The sequence below is a fragment of the Microbacterium oxydans genome (assembly GCF_900095745.1).
Taxonomy (GTDB): domain Bacteria; phylum Actinomycetota; class Actinomycetes; order Actinomycetales; family Microbacteriaceae; genus Microbacterium; species Microbacterium oxydans_B.
Window position 1 is genome coordinate 138,410 of sequence record NZ_FMIR01000015.1, and the last position, 22,397, is coordinate 160,806.

21 protein-coding genes are annotated in these 22,397 nt (G+C 69.1%); 4 read left to right on the forward strand and 17 right to left on the reverse strand.

Annotated elements, in window-relative coordinates:
* Positions 1-45: 45 nt before the first annotated feature.
* The 8 genes from BQ2383_RS08755 to BQ2383_RS08790 form a co-directional block, all read right to left on the reverse strand.
* Positions 46-1,641: an urea amidolyase family protein gene (locus BQ2383_RS08755; protein WP_091032626.1), complete on the reverse strand. Its 1,596-nt coding sequence runs from the start codon at positions 1,639-1,641 to the stop codon at positions 46-48.
* Positions 1,642-1,663: 22 nt separating this feature from the next.
* Positions 1,664-2,431, reverse strand: a complete 768-nt coding sequence (locus BQ2383_RS08760) for a LamB/YcsF family protein (RefSeq protein ID WP_091032629.1) — start codon at positions 2,429-2,431, stop codon at positions 1,664-1,666.
* A gap of 4 nt (positions 2,432-2,435) precedes the next feature.
* A complete protein-coding gene (locus tag BQ2383_RS08765) occupies positions 2,436-3,107 on the reverse strand; it encodes a TetR/AcrR family transcriptional regulator (protein ID WP_244175952.1) in 672 nt (223 codons plus the stop codon).
* 291 nt (positions 3,108-3,398) lie between these two features.
* A complete protein-coding gene (locus BQ2383_RS08770) occupies positions 3,399-4,394 on the reverse strand; it encodes a LacI family DNA-binding transcriptional regulator (RefSeq protein ID WP_091032631.1) in 996 nt (331 codons plus the stop codon).
* A gap of 114 nt (positions 4,395-4,508) precedes the next feature.
* Positions 4,509-5,939: a GH1 family beta-glucosidase gene (locus tag BQ2383_RS08775; RefSeq protein WP_208617642.1), complete on the reverse strand. Its 1,431-nt coding sequence runs from the start codon at positions 5,937-5,939 to the stop codon at positions 4,509-4,511.
* 5 nt (positions 5,940-5,944) lie between these two features.
* Positions 5,945-6,832 (reverse strand): carbohydrate ABC transporter permease, encoded by an 888-nt coding sequence (locus BQ2383_RS08780; protein ID WP_091032633.1) that lies wholly within the window; start codon positions 6,830-6,832, stop codon positions 5,945-5,947.
* Positions 6,829-7,920: a carbohydrate ABC transporter permease gene (locus BQ2383_RS08785; protein ID WP_091032638.1), complete on the reverse strand. Its 1,092-nt coding sequence runs from the start codon at positions 7,918-7,920 to the stop codon at positions 6,829-6,831. Before BQ2383_RS08785 ends, BQ2383_RS08780 begins: the two co-directional genes overlap by 4 nt.
* Before the next feature lie 120 nt (positions 7,921-8,040).
* Positions 8,041-9,351 (reverse strand): ABC transporter substrate-binding protein, encoded by a 1,311-nt coding sequence (locus BQ2383_RS08790; protein ID WP_029263068.1) that lies wholly within the window; start codon positions 9,349-9,351, stop codon positions 8,041-8,043.
* 257 nt (positions 9,352-9,608) lie between these two features.
* On the opposite strand from BQ2383_RS08790, the gene BQ2383_RS08795 reads away from it, so the two are divergent.
* The 3 genes from BQ2383_RS08795 to purQ all read left to right on the forward strand — a co-directional run bounded on the left by BQ2383_RS08795 (position 9,609) and on the right by purQ (position 11,156).
* Positions 9,609-10,142, forward strand: a complete 534-nt coding sequence (locus tag BQ2383_RS08795; RefSeq protein ID WP_029263067.1) for an adenine phosphoribosyltransferase — start codon at positions 9,609-9,611, stop codon at positions 10,140-10,142.
* A 61-nt stretch (positions 10,143-10,203) separates the two neighbouring features.
* Positions 10,204-10,452 carry a phosphoribosylformylglycinamidine synthase subunit PurS gene (gene purS, locus BQ2383_RS08800; protein ID WP_017204254.1) on the forward strand — a complete coding sequence of 83 codons (249 nt, stop codon included), beginning with the start codon at positions 10,204-10,206 and terminating at the stop codon, positions 10,450-10,452.
* Positions 10,449-11,156 carry a phosphoribosylformylglycinamidine synthase subunit PurQ gene (purQ, locus tag BQ2383_RS08805; protein ID WP_091032641.1) on the forward strand — a complete coding sequence of 236 codons (708 nt, stop codon included), beginning with the start codon at positions 10,449-10,451 and terminating at the stop codon, positions 11,154-11,156. Before purS ends, purQ begins: the two co-directional genes overlap by 4 nt.
* A gap of 64 nt (positions 11,157-11,220) precedes the next feature.
* Here purQ and BQ2383_RS08810 read toward each other — a convergent pair whose 3' ends face one another.
* From BQ2383_RS08810 to BQ2383_RS08840, 7 genes are all read right to left on the reverse strand, one after another.
* On the reverse strand, positions 11,221-12,468 hold the full coding sequence (locus tag BQ2383_RS08810; protein WP_244175982.1) for a hypothetical protein: 1,248 nt from the start codon (positions 12,466-12,468) through the stop codon (positions 11,221-11,223).
* Between the two features lie 178 nt (positions 12,469-12,646).
* On the reverse strand, positions 12,647-13,783 hold the full coding sequence (locus tag BQ2383_RS08815; RefSeq protein WP_091032646.1) for an ROK family transcriptional regulator: 1,137 nt from the start codon (positions 13,781-13,783) through the stop codon (positions 12,647-12,649).
* A 40-nt stretch (positions 13,784-13,823) separates the two neighbouring features.
* Positions 13,824-14,942 carry an ROK family transcriptional regulator gene (locus tag BQ2383_RS08820; RefSeq protein WP_167381575.1) on the reverse strand — a complete coding sequence of 373 codons (1,119 nt, stop codon included), beginning with the start codon at positions 14,940-14,942 and terminating at the stop codon, positions 13,824-13,826.
* A 49-nt stretch (positions 14,943-14,991) separates the two neighbouring features.
* Positions 14,992-16,449, reverse strand: a complete 1,458-nt coding sequence (locus BQ2383_RS08825; protein ID WP_208617643.1) for a hypothetical protein — start codon at positions 16,447-16,449, stop codon at positions 14,992-14,994.
* Positions 16,450-16,480: 31 nt separating this feature from the next.
* Positions 16,481-17,347 (reverse strand): carbohydrate ABC transporter permease, encoded by an 867-nt coding sequence (locus BQ2383_RS08830; RefSeq protein ID WP_208617644.1) that lies wholly within the window; start codon positions 17,345-17,347, stop codon positions 16,481-16,483.
* The gene (locus tag BQ2383_RS08835; protein WP_208617645.1) at positions 17,344-18,318 is read right to left on the reverse strand and encodes a carbohydrate ABC transporter permease; all 975 of its coding nucleotides are present in this window, start codon (positions 18,316-18,318) and stop codon (positions 17,344-17,346) included. The genes BQ2383_RS08830 and BQ2383_RS08835 overlap by 4 nt, the downstream gene beginning before the upstream one ends.
* A gap of 113 nt (positions 18,319-18,431) precedes the next feature.
* A complete protein-coding gene (locus BQ2383_RS08840) occupies positions 18,432-19,754 on the reverse strand; it encodes an extracellular solute-binding protein (RefSeq protein ID WP_091032652.1) in 1,323 nt (440 codons plus the stop codon).
* A 254-nt stretch (positions 19,755-20,008) separates the two neighbouring features.
* On the opposite strand from BQ2383_RS08840, the gene BQ2383_RS08845 reads away from it, so the two are divergent.
* A complete protein-coding gene (locus tag BQ2383_RS08845) occupies positions 20,009-21,661 on the forward strand; it encodes a beta-N-acetylhexosaminidase (RefSeq protein WP_091032655.1) in 1,653 nt (550 codons plus the stop codon).
* Positions 21,662-21,691: 30 nt separating this feature from the next.
* Here the strand turns inward: BQ2383_RS08845 and BQ2383_RS08850 are convergent, their stop codons facing one another.
* Both BQ2383_RS08850 and BQ2383_RS19345 read right to left on the reverse strand, forming a co-directional pair.
* Complete coding sequence (locus BQ2383_RS08850; RefSeq protein WP_091032657.1) at positions 21,692-22,120, reverse strand: DUF1761 domain-containing protein; 429 nt, start codon at positions 22,118-22,120, stop codon at positions 21,692-21,694.
* Between the two features lie 81 nt (positions 22,121-22,201).
* Positions 22,202-22,354: a hypothetical protein gene (locus BQ2383_RS19345; protein ID WP_167381576.1), complete on the reverse strand. Its 153-nt coding sequence runs from the start codon at positions 22,352-22,354 to the stop codon at positions 22,202-22,204.
* Positions 22,355-22,397 lie beyond the last annotated feature (43 nt).

A 22,397-nucleotide genomic window follows, 5' to 3' on the forward strand; every position in this document is an offset into this window, starting at 1 on the left:
ATCGATACAGTTTCTGCGGAGTTGTGAACCGATCGGCGGCGGAACTCAGCTGTCGGAGCGCACCTGCACGGCGAATCGAAGGCGCACGCCCGGCGGCAGTTGACCTGCGAGGTCGAGGCTGCGGTCGGTGAGGGCGCCGATGACCGGGTACCCGCCGGTGAGCGGGTGGTCGGGGAGGAAGAGCACCGGCTGCCCGTCGGGTGGCACCTGGATCGCACCGGTGACCGCTCCCTCGCTGGGCAGCTCGCCGTCGACGGAACGCTCCAGCGGGGCATCGCCCTGAAGACGGATGCCGACCCGGTCGGAGCGCGGTGTGACCGTCCACTCCTGGGCCGTGAGCACCTCGAGGGCATCCGCCGTGAACCAGTCGTCGCGCGGACCGAGCGTGATCTCGAGCTCGACGACATCGCCGGAGGCCGGGAGGTCGCGCGGCACGGCGCCAGGCTCGACGGGGTGCGGAGCGGCCTCGCCGATCGGGAGGACGGCCCCGGCCGCGAGCGGCTCCGGACCGAGTCCCGCAAGGGTGTCGGACGCACGGCTTCCCAGCGCGAGCGCGACATCGACTCCGCCGCGGACCCCGATGACGTACCGCAGACCGCGATCCGGATGGCCGAGTGTCAGCTCGTCGCCGTCGAACGTGGCGAAGGGCTCGCCGTGGAGGATCGGACGAGCGAATCCCTCAGCTCCGATCAGGGCGAGCGCGCCGATCGCCCCCGTGACCGCCGCGACACCCGCCCCGTGGAACCGGAGCACCGCTCCCCCGACGCTCTCGAGCACCGCGGCCACGTCCGCGTTCCCCACGGCACGGTTCGCATCCCGCATCGCGCGTCGGTCGGCGGCTCCGGATGCCGAGACCCCGAGCGCCGCGAACCCCGGGCGCCCGGCATCCTGCACCAGCAGCTGCAGCGAGGGCCGGACGACCTCGACCGCGGATGCCGTGCCGAAACCCGGACCATCCGTATCCGCATCCGCGCGTTGCCGCATGACGCGCCGTGCGTGCGTGCGATGGTCTCCGTTTCGGTCCAGCCGCGCACCCGCCCGCACCCGCTCGAAGCGCACCGCGGTGCCGGGAGCGAGGAGGGCCGGCGGATCACGGTCGATGTCCCACATCACGGCATCCGTGCGACCGATCAGCTGCCAGCCACCGGGACTCTCGCGCGGGTAGACGCCGGTGAACGGTCCGGCGAGTGCGACCGAGCCGGCGGGCACGCGTGTACGCGGAGACGAGCGGCGCGGCACGTCGAAGAGCGGATCGCTGCTCACGACGTATCCGAACCCCGGGGCGAACCCCGAGAACGCGACCCGCCAGTCCGCGGCGAGGTGCCGGTTCACGAGCTCCTCCACCGAGACGCCGAGCGCGGATGCCGCTTCGTCGAGGTCTTCACCGTCGTACCGCACGGGGATCGTGACCTCCCCGGTGCGGGGCGGGCGCGTGGCGTCGACCTCCGTCGCCGCCAGCGTGTGCGCGAGCTCGGTGGCCGAAACGCGCAGCGGGTCGAACCGCACGAGCACCGTGCGGGCTCCGGGGACGCGCTCGACGACGCCGGGCAGCCCCTCCCATGCGAGGTTCAGGCGCATCGCCTCGTCGAGGTCGGCCGCCTCGACGAGCAGAGCGCGATCGGATGCCGTGAGGATGCGCATCAGCCGACCTGCGCCGGTCGCCTCATCGGGAGCCCGCGAACGGTGCGATCGTGATGCCCGCGTCCTGCAGCATCCGCTTGGTCTCGGCTGCCATCGCCACTGATCCGGGGCTGTCGCCGTGCACGCAGATCGACTGCGCCACCACGGGCACGTCGGTTCCGTCGATCGCCCGGATCACACCGTCGGCAGCGAGGCGCACCATGCGCTCCGCCACCGCGGCCGGGTCATGCAGCACGGCACCTGCCTCGGTGCGCGACACGAGCTGCCCGTCGGGCTGATAGGCCCGATCGGCGAAGGCCTCGGCGGCGACGGCGAGCCCGGCCCGCTCGGCGACGTCGAGCACGACGCCCCCGGAGAGTCCCAGCAGCACGAGGCTCGGGTCGATCGCGCAGATCGCCGCCACCACATCCTTCGACTGCCGCTCATCGCGCGCGATGGTGTTGTAGAGCGCCCCATGCGGCTTGACGTAGGAGACCGTGCCGCCCACCGCGGCGGCGAGTCCCATCAGCGCTCCCAGCTGGTATTCGACATGCGCCTGGAGCGTGGCCGAGTCGACGTCAAGGCGGGTGCGGCCGAAGTTCTCGTAGTCGCGATAGGCGGGATGCGCCCCGATCACGACGCCGCCCTGGACGGCGGCGGCGAGCGTCTCACGGATGCCCTCGGGGCTGCCGGCGTGGAACCCGCACGACACGTTCGCGCTCGTGACGAGGCGCAGCATGCTCGCGTCATCGCTGACGATCCGGTCGGCGACGTTCTCGCCGAGGTCCGAGTTCAGGTCGATCGACGTCATGCGATCACGCCTGCTGCTCCGGCCCCAGGGCTGCCGTCGCACGCGGGCGCGGTTCGCCATCGCGGAGCGGAACCGGTGGAGCGATGGGCGTCGTCGGCGCGGGGAGCCCGTAACGGAGGTGCACCCAGCGCCGGGCGTCTTCGAGCGGATAGGTGTCGCCGAAGACGGCGAACTTCACGAAGACGCCCTCGAGGGTGCTGCGGAGCATGACCTCTTCGAGGGCCGGATCCTCGGCGCCGCGCGCGCGGAACAGCTGCCGCACGGCATCCTCCGCCGCGGTGGCGCGCACTTCGTGCCGAGCCTCCGATTCGGCGAACAGTCGGTGCGTGGCGGGCTGCTGCTGCATCGCCAGCACCGCCCGCTGCAGGGGGATCGCGTAGGCGGTGGCCGTGAGGGCTCCGTCGATCACGGCGGCGAGCATCTCGTCAGGGGTGCCCTCCACTCGCGCGAAGCCGAGCACGGTCTCGAACCATCGGTCGATGACGGCGGCGACGAGCTGTTCCTTGCCGCCGAAGTGGTAGTTCACGAGGCCCTGGGCGACGCCCGCCCGCTTCGTGATCGCGGCGATGCTCGCGCCCGCGACTCCCCGTTCGCTGAAGACCTCGATGGCGGCCTCCAGGATGGTCTCCCTGGCGCGTTGCCTGGCCTGCCGATTCTGCTCGTCGGAGCGTGCCACGCGGCATCCACCTCCTGAGTTCAGCCGGCCGGACTTTTCCGATGCTCCCCCTGCCGTATAGATTAATCACTGAACATCCATTCAACCTATGACTGGATTCGAACTTCGGCTGACTCGCTCAGCCGGGCACGACTGGGGAGATCCGAGGCGCCGCGCCGCGGCATCCGCCCTTCGCTGGGCGATTCGCCGCCGATCTCCGAAGTCGTGCAGCCCAGACGCACGGGTGCGTCCCTGGCCAGGAGGGGGCGTCAGGGGCGCGCCCGTGTTCCTTCCGGCCCGGCCGAGACACGCTCAGGCCGAGGCGCGGACCACGAGCTCGGTCGGCAGGATGGTGGTCTGCGGCGGGTCCTGCCCCGCGAGACGCGACAGCAGCACCCGGGCCATGGTCTCACCCTGCGCATACATCGGCTGGCGCATCGTCGTGAGCTGCGGATCGGTCGTGATCGCCACGGACGAGTCGTCGAACCCGACCAGGGCGATGTCCTCGGGAACCCGCACACCGGCGGCGCGCAGCACCGTCAGCGCACCGCGCGCCATCAGGTCGCTGGCGACGAAGATCGCGTCCGGTCGACCTGTTTCGAGGATGCGCCGCACGGCATCCGCTCCGCTGGCCTCGCTGTAGTCGCCCTGCTCCTCGGCGAACGGCGTCAGCCCGGCCTCGGCGAGGGCGGCCCGGAAACCCTGGATGCGGTCGCCGGAGGAGACCATGGTCAGCGGGCCCGAGATCGTCGCGATCCGCGTGCGCCCGATGTCGATCAGTCGACGGGTCGCGGTGCGGGCGCCCGCGACGTTGTCGACGTCGACGACGTAGTCGCCCTCGAGCCGGCGTACGGGCCGACCGCCGTAGACCACCGGCACGGCATCCGCGACCCGGTCGATGAACGCGTCGCTGGTGTGATGCGACACGATCAACGCCCCGTCGACGCCGCCGTTGCGCACGAAGCCCGTCATCTTGTCGCCCGGGTCGTCACTCGCGATGAGGAGGTTGAGCAGGTAGTCGGATCCGCCGAGGGCTCCTGTGATGCCGGCGACGATCGCGGCGAAGAACGGGTCGCCGAAGAAGCGGTTCGTGTCTTCCGGCACGATCAGAGCGATCGCGTGCGTCTGCCGCGAGGCGAGGGAGCGGGCCGCACGGTTGGGCACGTAGTTCAGCTCGTCGATCGCGGCGCGCACGGCGGCGAGCGCCTCCGGGCTCACCGCCGTCGACCCGTTCACGACCCGCGACACGGTCGACCGGGAGACACCGGCGGCCGAGGCCACCTCTTCGATGGTCGCTCGGGGCGACATCAACGTACGCACTCTTCCATCGCCCTATTCTCACCGACGTTCGCGCTTCGAATCGCGCAATGGTCCCATCCGGTCCGTGGAGAGGACCATTCGCGCGATTCGACAGCCCTGCGGCTACAGCGACCGGGCCGCGATGATGCGCGCGTACTCCCGACCGGAGTCCTTGAGGCTCCGCTCCTGGGTGTCGTAATCGACGCGCACGATGCCGAAGCGCTTGTCGTAACCCCAGGCCCATTCGTAGTTGTCGAACATCGACCAGTAGAAGTAGCCCCGCACGTCGACACCCGACTCCGCGGCATCGAGCACCGCACCGAGGTGCAGGCGCAGGAACTCCGTGCGGTCGGCGTCGTGCACGCGCGTCTCGCCGTCTTCGACCACCACGACGTCGTCGTAGGCGGCGCCGTTCTCGGTCATGTACAGCACGGTGCCCGCGGGCTCGGCGTACTCGCTCCAGACCCGCTGCAGCACCCGGGTGAGCCCCTCGGGTTGCACCTCCCAGTTCTGTGCCGTGCGCGGCAGCCCGCGCTCGACCGAGTGGATGCCGTCGCTCGACGGGTAGGGGCTGCGGCCGGCGCGCTCGGTGGCGGGCCCTCCGGACACCGGCGCCTCGGCGGGAGCCGTGCCCGACAGGAAGTCGCCGTGGTAGTAGTTCACGCCCTGCGTGTCGATGTGCTGGGAGATGGTCTCGAGGTCGCCGTCGTGGACCGCGGCCTCGAACTGGGCGACGGCGTCGGCATCCACCGCGCGGATGTCCTCGACGATGTCGGCGGGGTAGCTGCCGCGGTAGATCGGGTCGAGGAACCAGCGGTTGAACTGCCCGTCCACGCGGCGGGCGGCGTCGACGTCGGCGGGGTTCTGCGGGTCGGCGGGGTCGGCGACCGTGTGGTTCAGGGTGATGCCGAGGTTGAGCGAGGCGTCGCGTCCGCGCAGCTCCCGCACGGTCTTGCCGTGCGCGAGCAGCAGGTGATGCGAGGCGAGCAGCCCCTCGGCGACGCTGGTGTGTCCCGGAGCATGCTCCCCTCCGGTGTAGGAGAGGAAGGACGAGCACCAGGGCTCATTGAGCGTCGTCCACACGTTGACCCGATCGCCGAGCGCGTCGTGCATGGTGCCGGCGTACTCGAGGAACCGGTCGACCGTGTCGCGGTTCGTCCAGCCACCGGCATCCTGCAGCGCCTGCGGCATATCCCAGTGGTACAGGGTCAGCCAGGGCAGGATGCCGGCGCCGAGCAGCTCGTCGACGAGGCGCTCGTAGAAGTCGACGCCCGCGGGGTTCACGGCGCCGCCGTCCGGCCGCACCCGCGACCATGAGGTGGAGAAGCGGTACGTCTGCAGCCCGAGCTCGGTCATCAGCGCGACGTCGTCGCGGTACCGGTGATAGTGATCGCAGGCCACGTCGCCGTTGTCGCCGCCGATCACGGCGCCGGGCACGCGGGCGAACGCGTCCCAGATCGACGCCGTGCGTCCATCCTCGAACGCCGCCCCTTCGATCTGGTACGCCGCGGTCGCAGCGCCGAAGAGGAAGTTCTCGGGGAAGGAGCGGGTCATAGGGGTCATCCTTTCACCGCGCCCGCCATGATGCCACTGACCAGCTGCCGACCCGCGACCACGAAGAGCACGAGCAGCGGAAGGGTCGCGAGCACCGCACCGGCGAGCACGATCGAGTAGTCGATGTAGTAGCCCGACTGCAGCTGGCTGAGCGCCGTCTGCAGGGTCGGGTTCTGCGGGGAGAGCACGATCAGCGGCCACAGGTAGTCGGTCCACGCCGTCATGAAGGTGAAGAGTCCGAGGATGGCCATGGCCGGTCGGGCCGCGGGGAGCCCGACGGTCAGGAACGTGCGGAACTGGTTCGCGCCGTCCATGCGGGCGGCTTCGATCAGCTCGTCCGGGATGACGTCGACGAGGTACTGCCGCATGAAGAACACCCCGAACGCGGTGACGAGGGTCGGCACGATGACGGCGCCGATCGAGCCGGTCCACCCGAGCTCCCGCATGAGCATGAACAGCGGGATGATGCCCAGCTGCGTCGGGATCGCCATGGTCGCGATCACGAAGATCATCATTCCGTCGCGACCCTTGAACTTCAGCTTCGCGAAGGCGTAGCCGGCGAGGGTGGAGAACGTGACGACCGAGATCGTGATGATGCCCGAGATCAGGAACGAGTTGCCCAGCGCGAGCCAGAACGGGATCGCATCGAAGACCTTGGCCGCGTTGGCCAGGAAGTTGCCGCCGGGGATCAGCGGGAGGGTCTCGCCGCGGGTGGCGTTCGTGCCGCTGGCCACCACCACCGACCACCACAGCGGGTAGACGCTGCCGATGATGAACGCGGCGAGGAGCCCGTAGGTCAGGAATCCGGGGCGGCTGCCGATGCCGGCGTTGCCCCCGACGGCACGACGCCGGCGGATCTTCTCGGGGACGCTCAGCGCCTGGGTGGCGGTCATCGCGCGTTCTCCTCGGTGGTGGTGGCGATCGTCGTGGACGCGGCAGCCGTGGCGGCGGCCGCGGCAGCTGTGCGTGTGCGCCGGCGCTCGGCGCGGTTCTTCGGGCCGTCGCCGGTGGAGATGCGCCGGGAGATGAGGAAGTTGATCACTCCGATGCCGACGATCAGCAGGAACAGCAGGATGGCGACGGCGGAGGCCTCGCCGAGGTCGCGGCGGAAGAACGCCAGCTCCCAGAGGAAGAGCACCGTGGTCTGGAACTGCCGGTCACTGCCGCCGATGCCGCCGGCCGTCGAGACGTCGAACAGGCGGGGCTCGGCGAAGATCTGCAGCCCGCCGATCGTCGCGGTGATGATCACGAAGATCAGGGTCGGACGGATCGTGGGGATCGTGATCGAGAAGAAGCGGCGGGCGGCCCCTGCGCCGTCGAGGGCGGCCGACTCGTACAGGTCGCGCGGCACCGCCTGCATGGCGGCGAGGAGGATCAGGGCGTTGTACCCGGTCCAGCGGAAGTTCACCATCACGGCGATCGCGATGTGCGACAGGGCGGTGTTGTGCTTCCATTCCTGGTCGGCGATGCCGATGAGGTTGAGCAGGTTGTTGGCCAGGCCGTCGGCCTCGTTGAAGATGCTCGAGAAGATGATGGCGACCGCGACAGGGGTGACCACGAACGGGATCAGCACGCTCATCCGCCAGAAGGTCGGGGCGCGGAGCCCCCGGTCGAGGAGGTAGGCGATCACGAGCGCGACCGCCAGTTGCGGGATCGCGGAGAGCAGGAAGATGCTCAGGGTGTTGCCGATCGAGTTCCAGAACATGGCATCGCCGAGGATCTCGACGAAGTTGCCCACGCCGACGAAGTCGCCCTCGCCCTTGAGCAGGTCCCACTCGTGCACGGCCACCCACACGGTGTAGAGCAGCGGGAACAGGCCGACCAGCCCGAACAGCAGGAAGAACGGCGAGATGTAGAAGTACGGGGAGGCGTTCTGGTCGAACCGCGAGACGCGGTGGCGCCAGGGGCGCTTCGACGGCGCGGCCGGTGCCGAACCGGATGCCGTGCGCTGCTGCTCCGCAGGCGGGGCGGTGAGAGTCATGTGCGTTTCCTTGTCCACGAACCGGGGCTCTGAGCCCGTCGAACGGTCCGACCGGGCGGTGCTCCGACAGGCTCAGCGACCCGGCGCGGGCCGCTGAGCCTGTCGAATCGGAAGGATGGGTCAGTCGACGAGCTCGTTCAGGAGCTTGATCGCCTGGTCCCAGGAACCCTGCGTGTCGGTCTCGCCGCGGTCGAGGCTGCTGAGAGCCGGGCCGAAGACGTTCTCCTGGATCACCGAGTCATCGGCACCCTTGAACTGGGCGACGACACCCTTGGCACGCTCGGCGAGGATCGCCCCGGTCGGAGCGTCGTTGAAGAACTCGTTCGGCGTCGCGTCGGCGGCCAGGGTCTCCTGCGCCTTGATCGTCGAGGGGAAGTTGCCCGCGGCGGCGGACTGCTTCACCTGCTGCTCCGGCTGCGTCAGCCAGTCGGCGAGCTCAGCGGCCGCCTCCTTGTGCTGCGAGGACTCCGGGATCGACAGGAAGGCGCCGCCCCAGTTGGCTGCGCCGCCGGGGAACACGTCGGCGAAGTCCCAGCCGGTGGAGGCGTCGCCGCCGCCGGCCTCGACCTGACCCTGCACGACGCCGAGCATCCAGCCCGGGCACACGAAGGTCGCGAAGGTTCCGTCGACGAACGACTTGCCGCCGTTCCAGTCCCAGGCCGTCTGCGCAGCGGACTGGCCGCCCTCGGTCGCCGCACCCAGCAGCTCGAAGCGCTCCTTGAGCTCGGCGTTGTCCTCGACGTTCAGCTTGCCGTCGGTCGTGTAGTAGCCCTCATCGAGCTGGTTGACCATGGCGTTCCAGACGAAGCCGGAGTGGTCGTACCAGGCCTTGCCGGTCTTGGCCGTGTAGTCGGCACCGACCTTGAAGTAGTTCTCCCAGTCGCCGTTGAGCAACTCGGCGACGGACTCGCGGTCGCTCGGCAGGCCGGCGGCTTCGAATGCGGCACCGTTGTAGCAGATGCCGCTCGGGCCGATGTCGGTGCCGTAGCCGATGACGCGGCCTTCGGCATCCGTCGCCTGGCCGTACTTCCAGTCGACCCAGTCGGCCTTGCGGTCTTCGATGCCGTAGTCGCGCAGGTCGACGAAGGTGTCGGAGACGTCCATGATGGCGCCGAGCCAGCCCTCTTCGATCGCGACGACGTCGCTGAGGCCGGAGCCGGCGGCGATCTTGGTGAAGGCGTCGGTGCGGGCGTTGCCGCCGGTGTCGATGTTGGTCGCCTCGATCTTGACGTTCGGGTGCGCCTTCTCGTACTCCTTGTAGAGGTCGTCGTAGCCGAAGGTGCCGAACGTGGTGACGGTCAGCGTGACATCCTCGTCGGCACTGCCTTCGGGGGCGCCGTCGGCATTGCCGGCGCAACCGGCGAGGGCGAGGGCGGAGACGGATGCCACGGCGGCAATCGCGAGGATCCGGTGGCGGGCACGTGTGTTCACGGTTCACTCCTTTGTGGTGGGGGTCGTGCGGTCTTGCTGCTTTCGGGACGTCGTGGGAGCGCTCCCACGAACTGAGCAGTCACTCTATGGGAGCGCTCCCACGGTGTCAAGCCGTGCCGGTTGCGACGATCGTCCGAGGTTGGTGACGATCGGCCGAGGGGGTGACGATCCACCGGAGGGATGCCGCGGAAACCTCGGCTGATCGTCGCCCGGTCGGCGAATCGTCCAGATCAGGTCGAGCGGCGTACCCTTGTCCGGTGCCCGAAGCCGCCCTGTCTCCTGCCCTCGTCCGCGCCGAAACCCTGATCCGCAACGTGCCGGACTATCCGCAGCCGGGGATCATCTTCCGCGACATCACGCCGCTCCTCGCCGACGCCGAGGCGCTGCGGGTCACGACCGAGGCGATCATCGAGCCCTTCGCCGGCCAGTTCGACGTGATCGCCGGCATCGAGGCGCGCGGCTTCATCCTCGCCAGCGCCGCCGCGATCGCCGCGGGTGTTGGCCTCATCCCGATCCGCAAGGCGGGCAAGCTGCCCCGCCCCGCGGCATCCGTCGACTACGCCCTCGAGTACGGCACCGCCACGATCGAGATGCACGACGACCTGCCCGCCGGCTCCCGGGTGCTGCTCATCGACGATGTGCTCGCCACGGGTGGCACGCTCGCCGCCGGACGCGAACTCGTCGAGCGTCTCGGCAGCCACGTCGTCGGCATCTCGGTGCTGTTCGAGATCGACGGCCTCGGCGGTCGCGAGGCCGTCGGTGACCTGCACACCGTCTTCCACTCCGCGTAGGCAGCTCCCCTCGGGACGGTAGACTGGGTGCGCCCCTCCGCCCGCGACTCTTGGAGCCGTCATGCCCACCATCGTCGTCGACGTCATGCCCAAGCCCGAACTGCTCGACCCGCAGGGTAAGGCCGTCTCCGGCGCCTTCGCCCGTCTCGGCGTCGAGGGCTTCACCGACGTCCGCATCGGCAAGCGCTTCGAGCTCACCGTCGAGGGCGAGGTCACCGACGAGGTCCTCGCCGAGGCCCGTCGGATCGCCGACGAGGTGCTCTCCAACTCCGTGATCGAAGACGTCGTCGGCATCGAGGTCGCGGAGTGACCACGCGCATCGGCGTCATCACCTTCCCCGGCTCGCTCGACGACCGCGACGCGCAGCGCGCCGTGCGCATCGCCGGCGCCGAGCCCGTCGCCCTGTGGCACGGCTCGCACGACCTCGAGGGCGTCGACGCGCTCGTCCTCCCCGGCGGCTTCAGCTACGGCGACTACCTGCGCGCCGGCGCGATCGCGGCGCTCTCGCCGATCATGTCCGAGGTGAAGGATGCCGCCGCCAAGGGCATGCCCGTGCTCGGCATCTGCAACGGCTTCCAGATGCTCGTCGAGGCGCACCTGCTGCCCGGCGGACTGATCCGCAACAACCACCAGCACTTCGTGCGCCGCGACCAGCGCCTCACGGTCGAGAACTCCGACACCGCCTGGACGAACGCGTTCCGCAACGGCCAGGAGATCGTGATCCCGCTGAAGAACGCCGACGGCGGCTACATCGCCGACGAGCAGACCCTCGACCGCATCGAGGGCGAAGGTCTCGTGGCGTTCCGCTACGCCGGCGTGAACCCGAACGGGTCGCTCCGCGACATCGCCGGTGTCACGAACGAAGCGGGCAACGTGGTCGGCCTCATGCCGCACCCCGAGCACGCCACCGAGGCGGGCTTCGGCCCCGACACCGCAGCCGCCATGCGCAGCGGCATCGACGGACTCGACTTCTTCACGAGCGCCATCGCCGCCGTCGCCCGCGTCGCCGCGTAACCCGACCCACCCCCTTCGGTTCGAACCAGCCCCTTGCGTCTGCACGCACGGGGGCGGCTCGTACTCAAGAGGCCGCGTCGACCGGCAGCACGAACGGGTTGTCCTCCGCCGACGCGAGCAGATACCACGCCGTCGCGCCGGTGTGCAGGCTCGCGTAGTAGAGATCGCCGAAGCCCGAGTCGAGGCCGTCGTTCGAGGTCGCGACGATCCCCTTGCCGTCGCCGTTCGGGGCATCGCGCTGGGCCAGACGGATGCTGTGCAGCAGCGTCTCCGCCGTCTCGGCATCACCCGCACCGTCGCGCAGCCGGAGAGCCAGCGCCAGGTGTCCGCTGCCCTCGAACCACGCCTTTGACACGTCGACCTCGCTGATCGACGGTCCGGTGTAGGGGCCGTCGGTTGCGATCAGGTTCTCCAGGGTCCAATCCAGTGCCGCCCCGTAACGCGGGTCGCCGGTGGCAAGCGAGCTCCACGTCTGCGCGTCGAGGGGGATGGGCCGGGTGTTGATCGTCGAGCCGTCGAGGCCGGTACCGGTGTTCACGTGGCCGTCGGCGCTCTGCATCGCCGCGACGAAACTCGCGGCGACGGCCGCCCGATCTGCCCACACCGCATCACCGGTGAGCTGCGCCAGCTGGGTGAAGAACCCGGCCACGTCGCTGTTGTGCTCCGTGGACTTCCAGGTCAGTGACGTGCCATCCTCGAGCTGGCCGCCGGTGTAGCCGTGCGGCGCCCGGGCCATGTCGGCCGTGTTGTCCTGGATCCACTGACCGACGCGCAGCGCCCCCTCGAGGTACCGCGGGTCTCCGGTCGTGTGCGCGAGTCGAGTGAGGGCCATCCCGACCCAGGCCTGGTTGCCCGTGAAGGCGCCAGGGCCCGTGATCTCCACCCGCCCCTGGCGGATGCCGTGCGGCTCGTACGACGCGCGGGTGCGCCCATCACCGATCGGGTCGTTCTCCTGCACGAAGAGGAGGGCATCGCCGATCGTCCGCGCGCGTCGGATGTCGTCCGGCAGACCGCGGGCGGTGTACGCCATGACCACCAAGGCGTCGTCGTAGACGAACGACGGCGTGAAGTCCCAGCTCGGCGTGGTGAAGAATCCCCCCTCGTAGCTGCGCGGCAGGCAGCGGCCCTCGCCGTCGCAGAACTGATCGACGCGGGCATCGAGAAACTCGTAGGCCAGCGTGACCGAGCGCGAAGGATCCGGGATGCCCTCCCCGGACGTGGAACCGTCAGCGGCGGCGAAGGCACCCGAGACGGCGGGCACGGCGGCCGCGAACACCGCGGCGACGAGTGCGGCGGTGAGCACCGACGGCATCCTTCGGCGCGACGAACCGGACATCGGAACCCCTCTGGCAGGACCACGGTCCGCGTGCGGTCCGTGGGCGGCCGGACGGCCACGTTAGGAACATTCGCACAGCGAGGGCCCCCGCAGAAGTGGCGAAGGTCTAGTTTCTCCGCCCGTCCTCGCGCCTCACGCGCGTGCGAGGCTCGGCTCAGCGGATGCCGAGTTCCTCGGCGATCACGAGAGCAGTACCGCCGAGCAGCACGATGTCGTCGCCGCGCACGGCCACGCGGATGTCGAGGGCGTCGGTGACGATCGCCAGCGTCTGCTCCTCGATCGTCGTCTTGGCCTCTTCGAGGAACACGCCGCCCACGATGTCTTCCGGGCCGGACAGCACGACCTGCTCGAGCCCGAGAGCCGTGACGACCGGGGTCAGCACCCGCCCCAGGGCCCGCCCCGCCGCACCGAGGACCTCGGTCGCGGAGGCGCCGGGTTCGGCCAGCAGCTGCCGGATGTACGGGACGGCAGCGACCACTTCCAGGCATCCGCGGCGACCGCACCGGCACCGCGCGCCGTCTTCGTCGATGAGGACGTGACCGATCTCTCCGGCGGTGAACCGATGACCGGTGACGAGCGTGCCCTGGACGACCACGCCGCTGCCGATGCCCTGTCCGATCCGCACGAGGACGAGGTCGTCGACGGCGGGTTGACCATAGGTCCGGGCGGCGAGGGCGGCGGCGTTGGCATCGTTGGCGATGTGCACCGGCACGGGGACCACCGCGGCGATCGCCGAGCCGACGTCGAGGTCGTGCCAGTCGAACGCGACCGCCTCCCGCACCACTCCCTCGGCGTTGACGACGCCGGGCGACCCGACGCCCACGCCGAGCACGCGGACGGTGGAGCGTTTCACGAGGGCCGAGGCCAGCGCGCACACCTTCTCGAGGAGTGCGGGTCCGGTCGCCCCGTCCATCGGCACGCTCATCGAGTGCACCACCTCGCCGTCGAGGCTCATGATGGCGCCGGTGAGCTCGGCGTACGCCGAGAGGTCGAGGGTCACCACGTGATAGGCGTGCGGGTTCAGCGCGATGGACGTGCTCGGCTTGCCGACGCGCCCTCCCGAGCTCGGCTCGTGCTCGAGCACGAGCCCCTCGGCGATGAGGTCATCGACGATCCGGGAGACGCTCACCCTGGTCAGTCCGGTGACCCTGGCGAGGTCGGCACGGCTCATCGCTGCTCCGTGGAACAGCGTCCGCAGGATCAGCGAGCGGTTCACCTGACGGGTGTGCTCCGGAAGCGCCTTCTCCGTGCCGCGGCTCGCCACGATCGCATCCGCTTTCCTCGACCCCATCAGGCACGCCCCCGCTCATGACGGCATCCGACCCCCGTGGTCACGAGATGCCCAGCTCCGCCGAGAGTACCGCGACGGCCGCCCCCTGCAGGCCGAGCAGCCCGCCGTCGGAGCCGATGTCGACACCGATCGGCCGCGTGGTGGCGGGGAGGGTACGAGCGGTGAGGCATCGCTGCACCGCGGCGGCGAAGTCGTCGTCGAGGACGTCTTCGGGACCGGCGAGCACCACGCGTGTGGCACCGAGCACGGCGATGATGGGCGCGACGGCCGCGGCAATGGCGTCGGCGGCGTCCTGCACCACACTCTCCCGCGACTCCCCCTCGTCCATCCGCCGACGAAGCTCGGGGATCGCGACGATCGATTCCAGGCATCCGTGCCGGCCGCACGCGCAGGCCTTCTCCCGGTGCGGGGCCACGACCACGTGCCCGATCTCCCCCGCGGCGAAGTCCTCACCGACGATCAGCTTCTCGCCGACGATCAGCCCGGCACCGACACCCCGCTGGATGGTGAGGATCAGGATGCTCCGACCGTCGTTCTCGCGGAACGTGTGCACGGCGAGCGCCATGCCGTTCGCGTCGTTGACGATGTGCACGGGCACCCCGAAGCGTTCGTGCAGAGCGCCCCGCACGTCGGCGTCGAACCAGCCGAGGTGCGGCGCATACCGGACCACGCCATCCCGGTCCACGAGGCCGGGACTGCTCACGCCGATGCCGAGCACGGGTGCCGGTGCCTCGCCGATCAGCTCCTCCACCATCGCGATGACCCGGGCGATCGTGGCTGCGGCGTCGCGTCGATCGACTTCACCGTCGAATCGCGTCAGCGTCGAGGCCTGTCCGCGCAGGTTCATCACCGCTCCCCGGAACGCCTGCTCATCCGACAGGTCGAGGCTGATGATCGACCGCGAGTCGTCGTCGATGGCCACCAGGGTCGCGGGCTTGCCCACGCGCACAGCGGCGGAATGCCCCGCTTCCACGAGGATGCCCTGCTCGATGAGCTCGCCGACGATCGCCGACACCGTCACCTTGTTCAGTGCGAACAGGCGAGCGATGTCGGCCCGGCTGCGCGGTCCTTCGTGGAACAGCGCCTGCAGCAGCATCGCGCGATTGCGGACGCGGCCGTGCTCGGGGAGGGCCTTGGTCGTGATGCGGAGTTCTGCCACGGCTCCATCCTCCCTCGTCCGGATTCCGGCCGAGATGTTCGGGGCGTCCTCAGCCACGCGCACGTCGTCGCCGGGGCAGCAGCACGGCACCGATCGCGGTCGCGACGGCCGCTGCGGCGATGAGGCCCACCGGGGCCGCGGATCCGCTCTCGGCGAGGGCTTCACCGCCGCCCTCGGCATCCGCCGGCGCGCCGGTCGGCGCCCCGGTGCCGGGGCTGGTCGGCGGCTCCGCGTCGACGGCCAGGCGGAACGGGTTGTAGCCGGTGACGGCGAGCAGATACCAGGAGGTCGCGCCGGTGTGCAGACTCGCGTAGTAGAGGTCGCCGAAACCGGTGTCGAGTCCATCGCTCGATGACGCGACGATGCCTCTACCGTCGCCGTTCACCGCTTGGCGCTGCGCGAGCTCGACGCTGGAGAGGATCTTCTGCACGTACCCGGCATCGCCTTCGCCGCCCCGAGCGCGCAGCGCGAGAGCGAGCTGACCGCTGCCCTCGAACCACACCTTCGAGACGTCGGCGCTGCTGAAGGCCGGCCCTTCGTAGGGGCCGTCGACCGCGTGCAGGTTGTCCACCGTCCAGGTCAACGATGACGAGTACCGGTCGTCGAGCGTCGCGAGATAGCTCCAGGCCTGCGGGTCCTCGGGCGTGGGGTAGTAGTTCGTCGTGACACCGTCGGGGTTCGTGCCCGTCCAGAGGTGCCCGTCGTCGTCCGCCTGCATCGCGGCGATGAACCCCTCGGCGATCGCGGCCCGGTCCGCCCATACGGTGTCGCCGGTGAGGGTCGCGAGCTGGGTGAAGAACGCGGTCACATCGATGTTGTGCTCGGTGGATTTGAACGTGAAGGACGTGCCCGCGGCATCCTGCCCGCCCGTGTAGCCGAACGGCGCCCGGACGGTGTCAGCGGTGTTCGTCTCGATCCAGTCGCCGAGGCGCACGGCACCATCGAGGTACTTCTGTTCCCCGGTGATGTCGAAGAGGCGGGCGAGCGCCATCCCCACCCACGCCTGGTTGCCGGTGTACGAGGCCGGGGACCCGATCTCCACCGCGCCGTCCCGGAGGCTTCCCGGCTGATACGAGGCGCGGGTCCGTCCGTCGCTGTAGTCGGGGTCGTTCGCCTGGACGAAGAGCATCGCATCGCCGATCGAGCGCGCGCGGCGGATGTCGTCGGGCAGCCCCCGCGCGGCATACGCCATCACGGTCAGGGCGTCGTCGTAGAGGAACGACGACGTGAACTCCCAGGTCGGCGTCGAGAAGAATCCGCCCCGGTAGCTGCGCGGCAGGCACATCCCGTCGGCGCTGCAGTACTCGTCGACCCGCCCGTCGAGGAACTCGTAGGCCGCCGCGGCGGACGCGGCATAGTCGGTGCTCCCGTCGGGGCTCACGAACCAGTCGTCCTCGGCCGTCGCGGCAGCGGCCGAGGCTGCGGGAGCGATGCTCACCGCGATCGCAGCGGCCACGACGGCCGAGACGAGCACACGTCGCAGGGGTGTTCCCGATGATCTCTTCATGACGTCTCTCTCTCCGATGAGGTGCACGGTGTCAGCCCTTGACCGCGCCGGCCGACATGCCGGTCACGAGGTTCCGCTGGATGATCATGAAGAACACCACGACCGGCAGCGCGAACAGGGTGGCCGCGGCCATCTGCCCGCCGTAGTCGGTGCCCATCTCGCCACCCACCGAGACCGTGAAGGAGTTCAGCCAGACCGGCAGCGTGTAGTTCGCCTGGTCCTTCATGAACGTGAAGGCCACGATGTAGTCGTTCCAGGCGGCGATGAACGCGAACACGCTGCTCGAGATGATGCCGGGCATCACGAGCGGGAACAGGACCTTCGTCAGCACCTGCCAGGTCGATGCGCCGTCGATGCGCGCGGCCTCGTCGAGTTCGATCGGGATGGCGAGGAAGAACCCGCGCATGACCCAGATCGAGAAGGGCAGGACGCCCGCGACATAGGCGAAGATGAGGCCCCAATAGGTTCCGAGCAGCCCCATCGAGTTGAAGATGAGGAACTGCGGAATGAGCAGCGCGGTGGCGGGCAGCATCTGGATGATCAGGATGAGCACCAGGATCGGACGCCGTCCACGGAACCGGAAGCGCGAGAGGGCCGCGGCGGCGAACAGTCCGAGCACGATCGAGAAGATGACCGCGCCGGCGACGACGATCACCGAGTTCTGCAGATAGACGAGGAATTGGCCCTTGCCGATCGCCGTGAAGAAGTTGTCGAGCGTCGGCGACTCCGGAAGGAAGTGCGGGGTGCTGCTGAGCATCTCGGATCGCGGCTTGAACGCCGTGTTGACCATCCAGTAGACGGGGAACGCCCACACGATGCAGAAGACGATCGCGATGGTGCTGCTGATCCAGGGCCGGCGCCGACGGCGGCGCGTCCGGGTGGTGGTGGTGAGGGTCACAGGTCTTCTCCCGAACGCACGAGGTTGCGGATGTAGAGGGCGCTGAGCGCCACGAGGATGAGCGTCGACGCGACCGCGATGGCCGATCCCGCCCCGATCTGCAGGTTGCCCGAGAAGGCGGTGGTGTAGGTGAAGACACCCAGGGTGGATGTCGCCCCGTCCGGGCCTCCCTCGGAGATGAGCCAGATCTGGTTGAACACGTTGAAGTCCCAGATGATCGAGAGCATCGTCACCAGCAGCATCGTCGGTGCGATCGAGGGGAGCACGACGACCCGGTAGATGTTCCACTCGGAGGCTCCGTCCAGACGCGCGGCCTCTTTGAGTTCGGGCGGCACCTGCGTCTCGGCGGCGTAGAGAGTGAGGGCGATGAACGGCACGGCCTGCCAGACGACGAGGAGCCAAATGCACACCCAGGCCAGCGTGGGGTCGGACGCCCAGTCGACGCTCGTCATGTCTCCGAAGAGACCGGTCTGCGTCAGCATCCAGTTGATGACGCCGTACTGCGGCTGGAACAGCCAGGACCAGACGATCGAGGAGGCCACGTTCGGCATCGCCCAGGCGAGGATCAGGACGACCGTCGTGAGGTAGCGCAGCGACGAGGGCAGCCGCGTCATCAGGTGGGACATTCCCGCACCGATGACGACGCTGCCGCCGACCAGGGCGGCCGTGAAGAGGACCGTCCGCAGGAGCGACCACCAGAACTCCTGATCGGCGAGCACGGCGGCGTACTGGTCGAGTCCGACGAACGAGAAGGCGCCGGTGAAGAGCGTGCGCTGGTTGTAGTCGGTGAAGGATGTGAAGACCAGGAACCCGATCGGGAGCAGGGTGACGAACAGGATCATCAGGCCCGCGGGCGTCAGCAGCCAGAACGGAGCGGTCGATCGGCGCAGGCCCTTCTGCCCGTTCTGCCGGGGCGCGCGCGGCGGAGTGGTCGTGGGGGTCGGGGGTGAGGCAACAGCGGTGTCGACCAAGGACTCGCCTTTCGTGGTGTCGGGACGGCGACATCGCCGGGAGCGCGGTCGTCGTCGGACGCAGGGGAGGTGCCGTGCGATCGGTCATGCACGATCGCACGGCACCGGCCGCGCTACTTCGTGTTGAGCGCCTTGTCGGCGGCGGCGTCGAAGTCGGCGGCGGCCTTCTCGACGGACTTCGATCCGGAGGCGATCGACGAGAACAGGCCGTTGACGTCCTTGTTGCTCTCGATCGTCGTCCAGTTCGCGTTCGCCGGAGTCGCCTTCGAGTTGAGCGCGGCGGTGAAGAAGCTGACCTTCACGTCGTCCAGCGATTCCTGGGCGAACTCGATCCCCTCGGTGCTGTTGGGGATCCAACCGTCGACGCCGAACACGTAGTCCTGCTGGATCTCGGGGCTCGCGGCGATCTTGACCCAGTTGAGCGCGAGATCGCTGTTCTTCGACTTCACCGGGATCGCCCAGTCCGAGCCACCCAGCATCACCGGCTGCGTCTCGCCCGAGATGCCCGGGAAGGGGAACGAGCCGAGGTCGTCTTCGAGTTCCGGGTCGATCTTGAGGATGGCGCTGGTGTTGGTGTTGAGGATCGCCGAGGTCTTGCCGTCGGCGAAGATCTGGCTCTGGTTCGGCTCGATCGTGTCGAGCGTCGAGGAGGCCTTCGACGAGTACGCGTTCTGGAAGGTCTGGAAGGCCTCGAGCCCTTCGAGGGACTGATCGGTGCTGAACCCGGAGGTCCACTCGCCCCCCTTCTCGCTGGCGATGTCGCCGCCCGCGTCCCACACGAACTGCAGCCCCGCGTACCAGTACTGACCCGGAAGGTAGAACGCCGAGAAGTCGGGGGTCTGCGCGTTGGCAGCCTTGACCTTGTCGAGCGCCGCCGTGAACTCCTCGTACGTGGTCGGCGCCTCGGTCACACCGGCCGCGGCCCACATGGTCTTGTTGTAGATGACGGCACGGGCGCCCGCGAAGCCGGGAACGCCGTAGAGGCTGCCGCTGATCGTCGCGGGGTCGACGAGTCCGTCGAGCCACGTCTGCCCCTGAGCGAGGTCGTCCTTGTAGGGCGTGAGGTCGAGCAGACCGCCGTTGGCGCCGTAGCTGGCGACCTGGGTGTTGCCCACGTCGAGCACATCCGGAGGGGTGTCGGTCGCGAGTGCGGTCGTGATCTTCGTGGTGATCCCGTCCCAGGTCTGCACCTGGAGGTTCACCTCGGCCCCGGTCTCCTCGGTGAACTTCGCGTTGATCGCATCGAGAGTCTCGGGCGTGTAGTCGCCGTCCATGACCCAGACGGTGAGCTTCTGTCCCTTGCCGTCGACATCGGGGACCTTGCCGTCGGTGGGTGCGGCGCCTTGACCGGCACCGGCGGAACCGGAACATGCGCTCAGCGCGAGAGCGGTCACGACGCCGAGTGCGCCGATCGCTGCCAACTTCTTGATTGCCACAGAACTCTCCTTGGTGAATGGGAACCGCAATTGTCACGTCGATGTGCTTGGCGGGTGAAAGTTAGTACACATCTGTTTCATATCCCTTGTCAATCATTTCCTTGCGAGATGTGGAACTGTTATATTTCTGCGCGATGACGGTGTTGTTTCCAAATCGACCGCGATTAGGGTTCTGCAATTAGGTCACTTTATTTACTAACTATTAGGCCATGAAACCAACGAATTCAGGATCTCCTCTCATGCATTCAGACCACATGCCCTCGCCGACTCTCCTTCCCCGAGCTCAGAGCCGGAATTCGACCGAAGGGGAGTTCGAACTCACGCCCCTCACGACGGTCTCGACGCACGCCGCGCTCCTGCAGCCGGCCCTGCGTCTCCAGGAGCAGTTGCGTGCCGCGACCGGCCTCGTCCTCCCTCTCACGGTCGACGACAGCACCGAGGAACGACCGCGCGAGCTGGACTCAGGAATCCGGTTCGACCTCGACACCGCGCTCGAACCGGAGGGCTTCGATCTGCAGATCACGACGGCGGGCGTGCGCCTCTCGGCCGCCGACGCCCGCGGCGGGCACTGGGCGGTGCAGGCGCTGCTGCAGCTGTTCCCGCCGGCGATCCATCGACACTCCCCTGTGCGCGGCACGCGGTGGGCGGCGCCGGCGACGCACGTGCGCGACGCCCCGAAGTTCGCCTGGCGCGGCGCCATGCTCGACGTCGTCCGGCACTTCACTCCGGCCCGGGAGGTGCGGCGCTTCATCGACCTGCTCGCCATGCACCGTCTCAACACGCTGCACCTGCACCTGACCGACGACCAGGGCTGGCGCATCGCGATCGACCGCTACCCGCTGCTCACGGAGATCGGCGGGTGGCGTCCGGAGAGCCAGGTCGGTGCCGTGCACGGCTCACCCGGCGACGGTCGACCCCACGGCGGCTTCTACACGCAGGATGACATCCGCGAGATCGTCTCCTACGCGGCGGATCGCGGCGTCACCGTCATCCCCGAGATCGAGCTGCCGGGGCACGCACAGGCGGCGGTGGCCGCCTATCCGCATCTCGGAGTCGGACAGAACGCACCGGATGCGCCGTGGACGAAGTGGGGCATCAACCCCGTCATCTTCAACGCGGAGGAGACGACGATCGACTTCCTCACCGGCGTGCTCGACGAGGTCATCGACCTGTTCCCCTCGGAGTACGTCTGCATCGGCGGCGACGAGTGTCCGAAGGTGCAGTGGCGCGAGGACCCTCGCACGCAGGAGCGGATGCGGGAGCTCGGCCTGCACGACGAGGAGCAGCTGCAGAGCTGGTTCATCGGGCGGATCGCCGACCACCTGCGCTCTCGGGGCAAGAAGCTGCTGGGCTGGGACGAGATCCTCGAGGGCGGACTGGTCCCCGGGGCGAGCGTGCTCTCCTGGCGGGGGCGGGTCGGTGCGCTGGCCGCGGCCCGCTCCGGGCACGACGTCGTCGCCTGCCCCGAGGACACGGTCTACCTGGACTACCGCGAATCAGCGCTGCCGACGGAGCCGATCCCGGTAGGCACGGTGACGACGCTCGAGACCGTGTACTCGTTCGATCCCGTTCCCGCCGAACTCGATGCCGCAGAAGCCCGCCACGTCATCGGCGGTCAGGCGAACCTGTGGACCGAGCACATCGACTCGGCGCGCGGCCTCGACTACCGGGCCTTCCCGCGGCTCTGCGCTCTCGCCGAGGCGCTGTGGACCGACGGCGAACGCGACTTCGCCGAGTTCCAGCCCCGGCTGGTCGAACACCTCGCCCGCCTGGAAGCCGCGGGTGTGGAGTACCGCCCGCTCGACGGTCCGCGGCCGTGGCAGCAGCGACCCGGCATCACCGGGCGCCCGTCGTCGGTCGAGGAGTCCGCCGCCCACCTCGCGGCCATCACGGCGAACATCGGCTGACCTCCGCGGAGGCTGCCGGCACTCGACGACCTAGCCGAGTGCCGGCGGCCAGACGCCGATGATCACGGCCATCACCACGACCGTGACCAGCTCGTGGGCGATGTTCAGCGTGGTCAGCCTCGTCGAGCGGCCCTCGAACGCATCGTGGGTGATGAAACGCGCGGCCGTGAAGCCGGCCCACAGCGTGACCGCCGTGACGATGGTGCCCCAGAAGAACGCGCCGCCGTAGAAATGCCAGGCGATGGCGGATGCCCCGGCGAGCACCCACGCCGTGATGAAGCTGACGATGACCGTGGTGATGATGGGCCACATCGCCGTGGCCGGGGGACTGTCCATGTCGACGTTCGCCAGCTTCGACCAGCGGGTGCCGAACACCTTCGGGGCGTACCAGATCGAGCCGACGATCATGCTCGACGCGGTGGCCAGCAGCACCGCCCAATAGTTGATCTCGGGAACCATGACAGCCTCCACTCATCGGATGCCGTCAGGCTACTCCTGCGGTGCGGCAGCGCGGGGAGGAGGTCGACTCCACTTCCCGCGTCACGACTGTGCGAGCATCTCCTCCACCTGCGACCGCGTCGGGATCGAGGCGACCGCTCCCCGTCGCCCGACGACCTCGACCCGATGCGCGGGCACGGCGATGACCTCGTCGCCCCGGCCGAGCATGAGCCCGGCGGCTCCCCTCGTGACCACGCTCGCTCACGCCACGAAGCGTCGAGTTCGCCCCGCCGTCGAT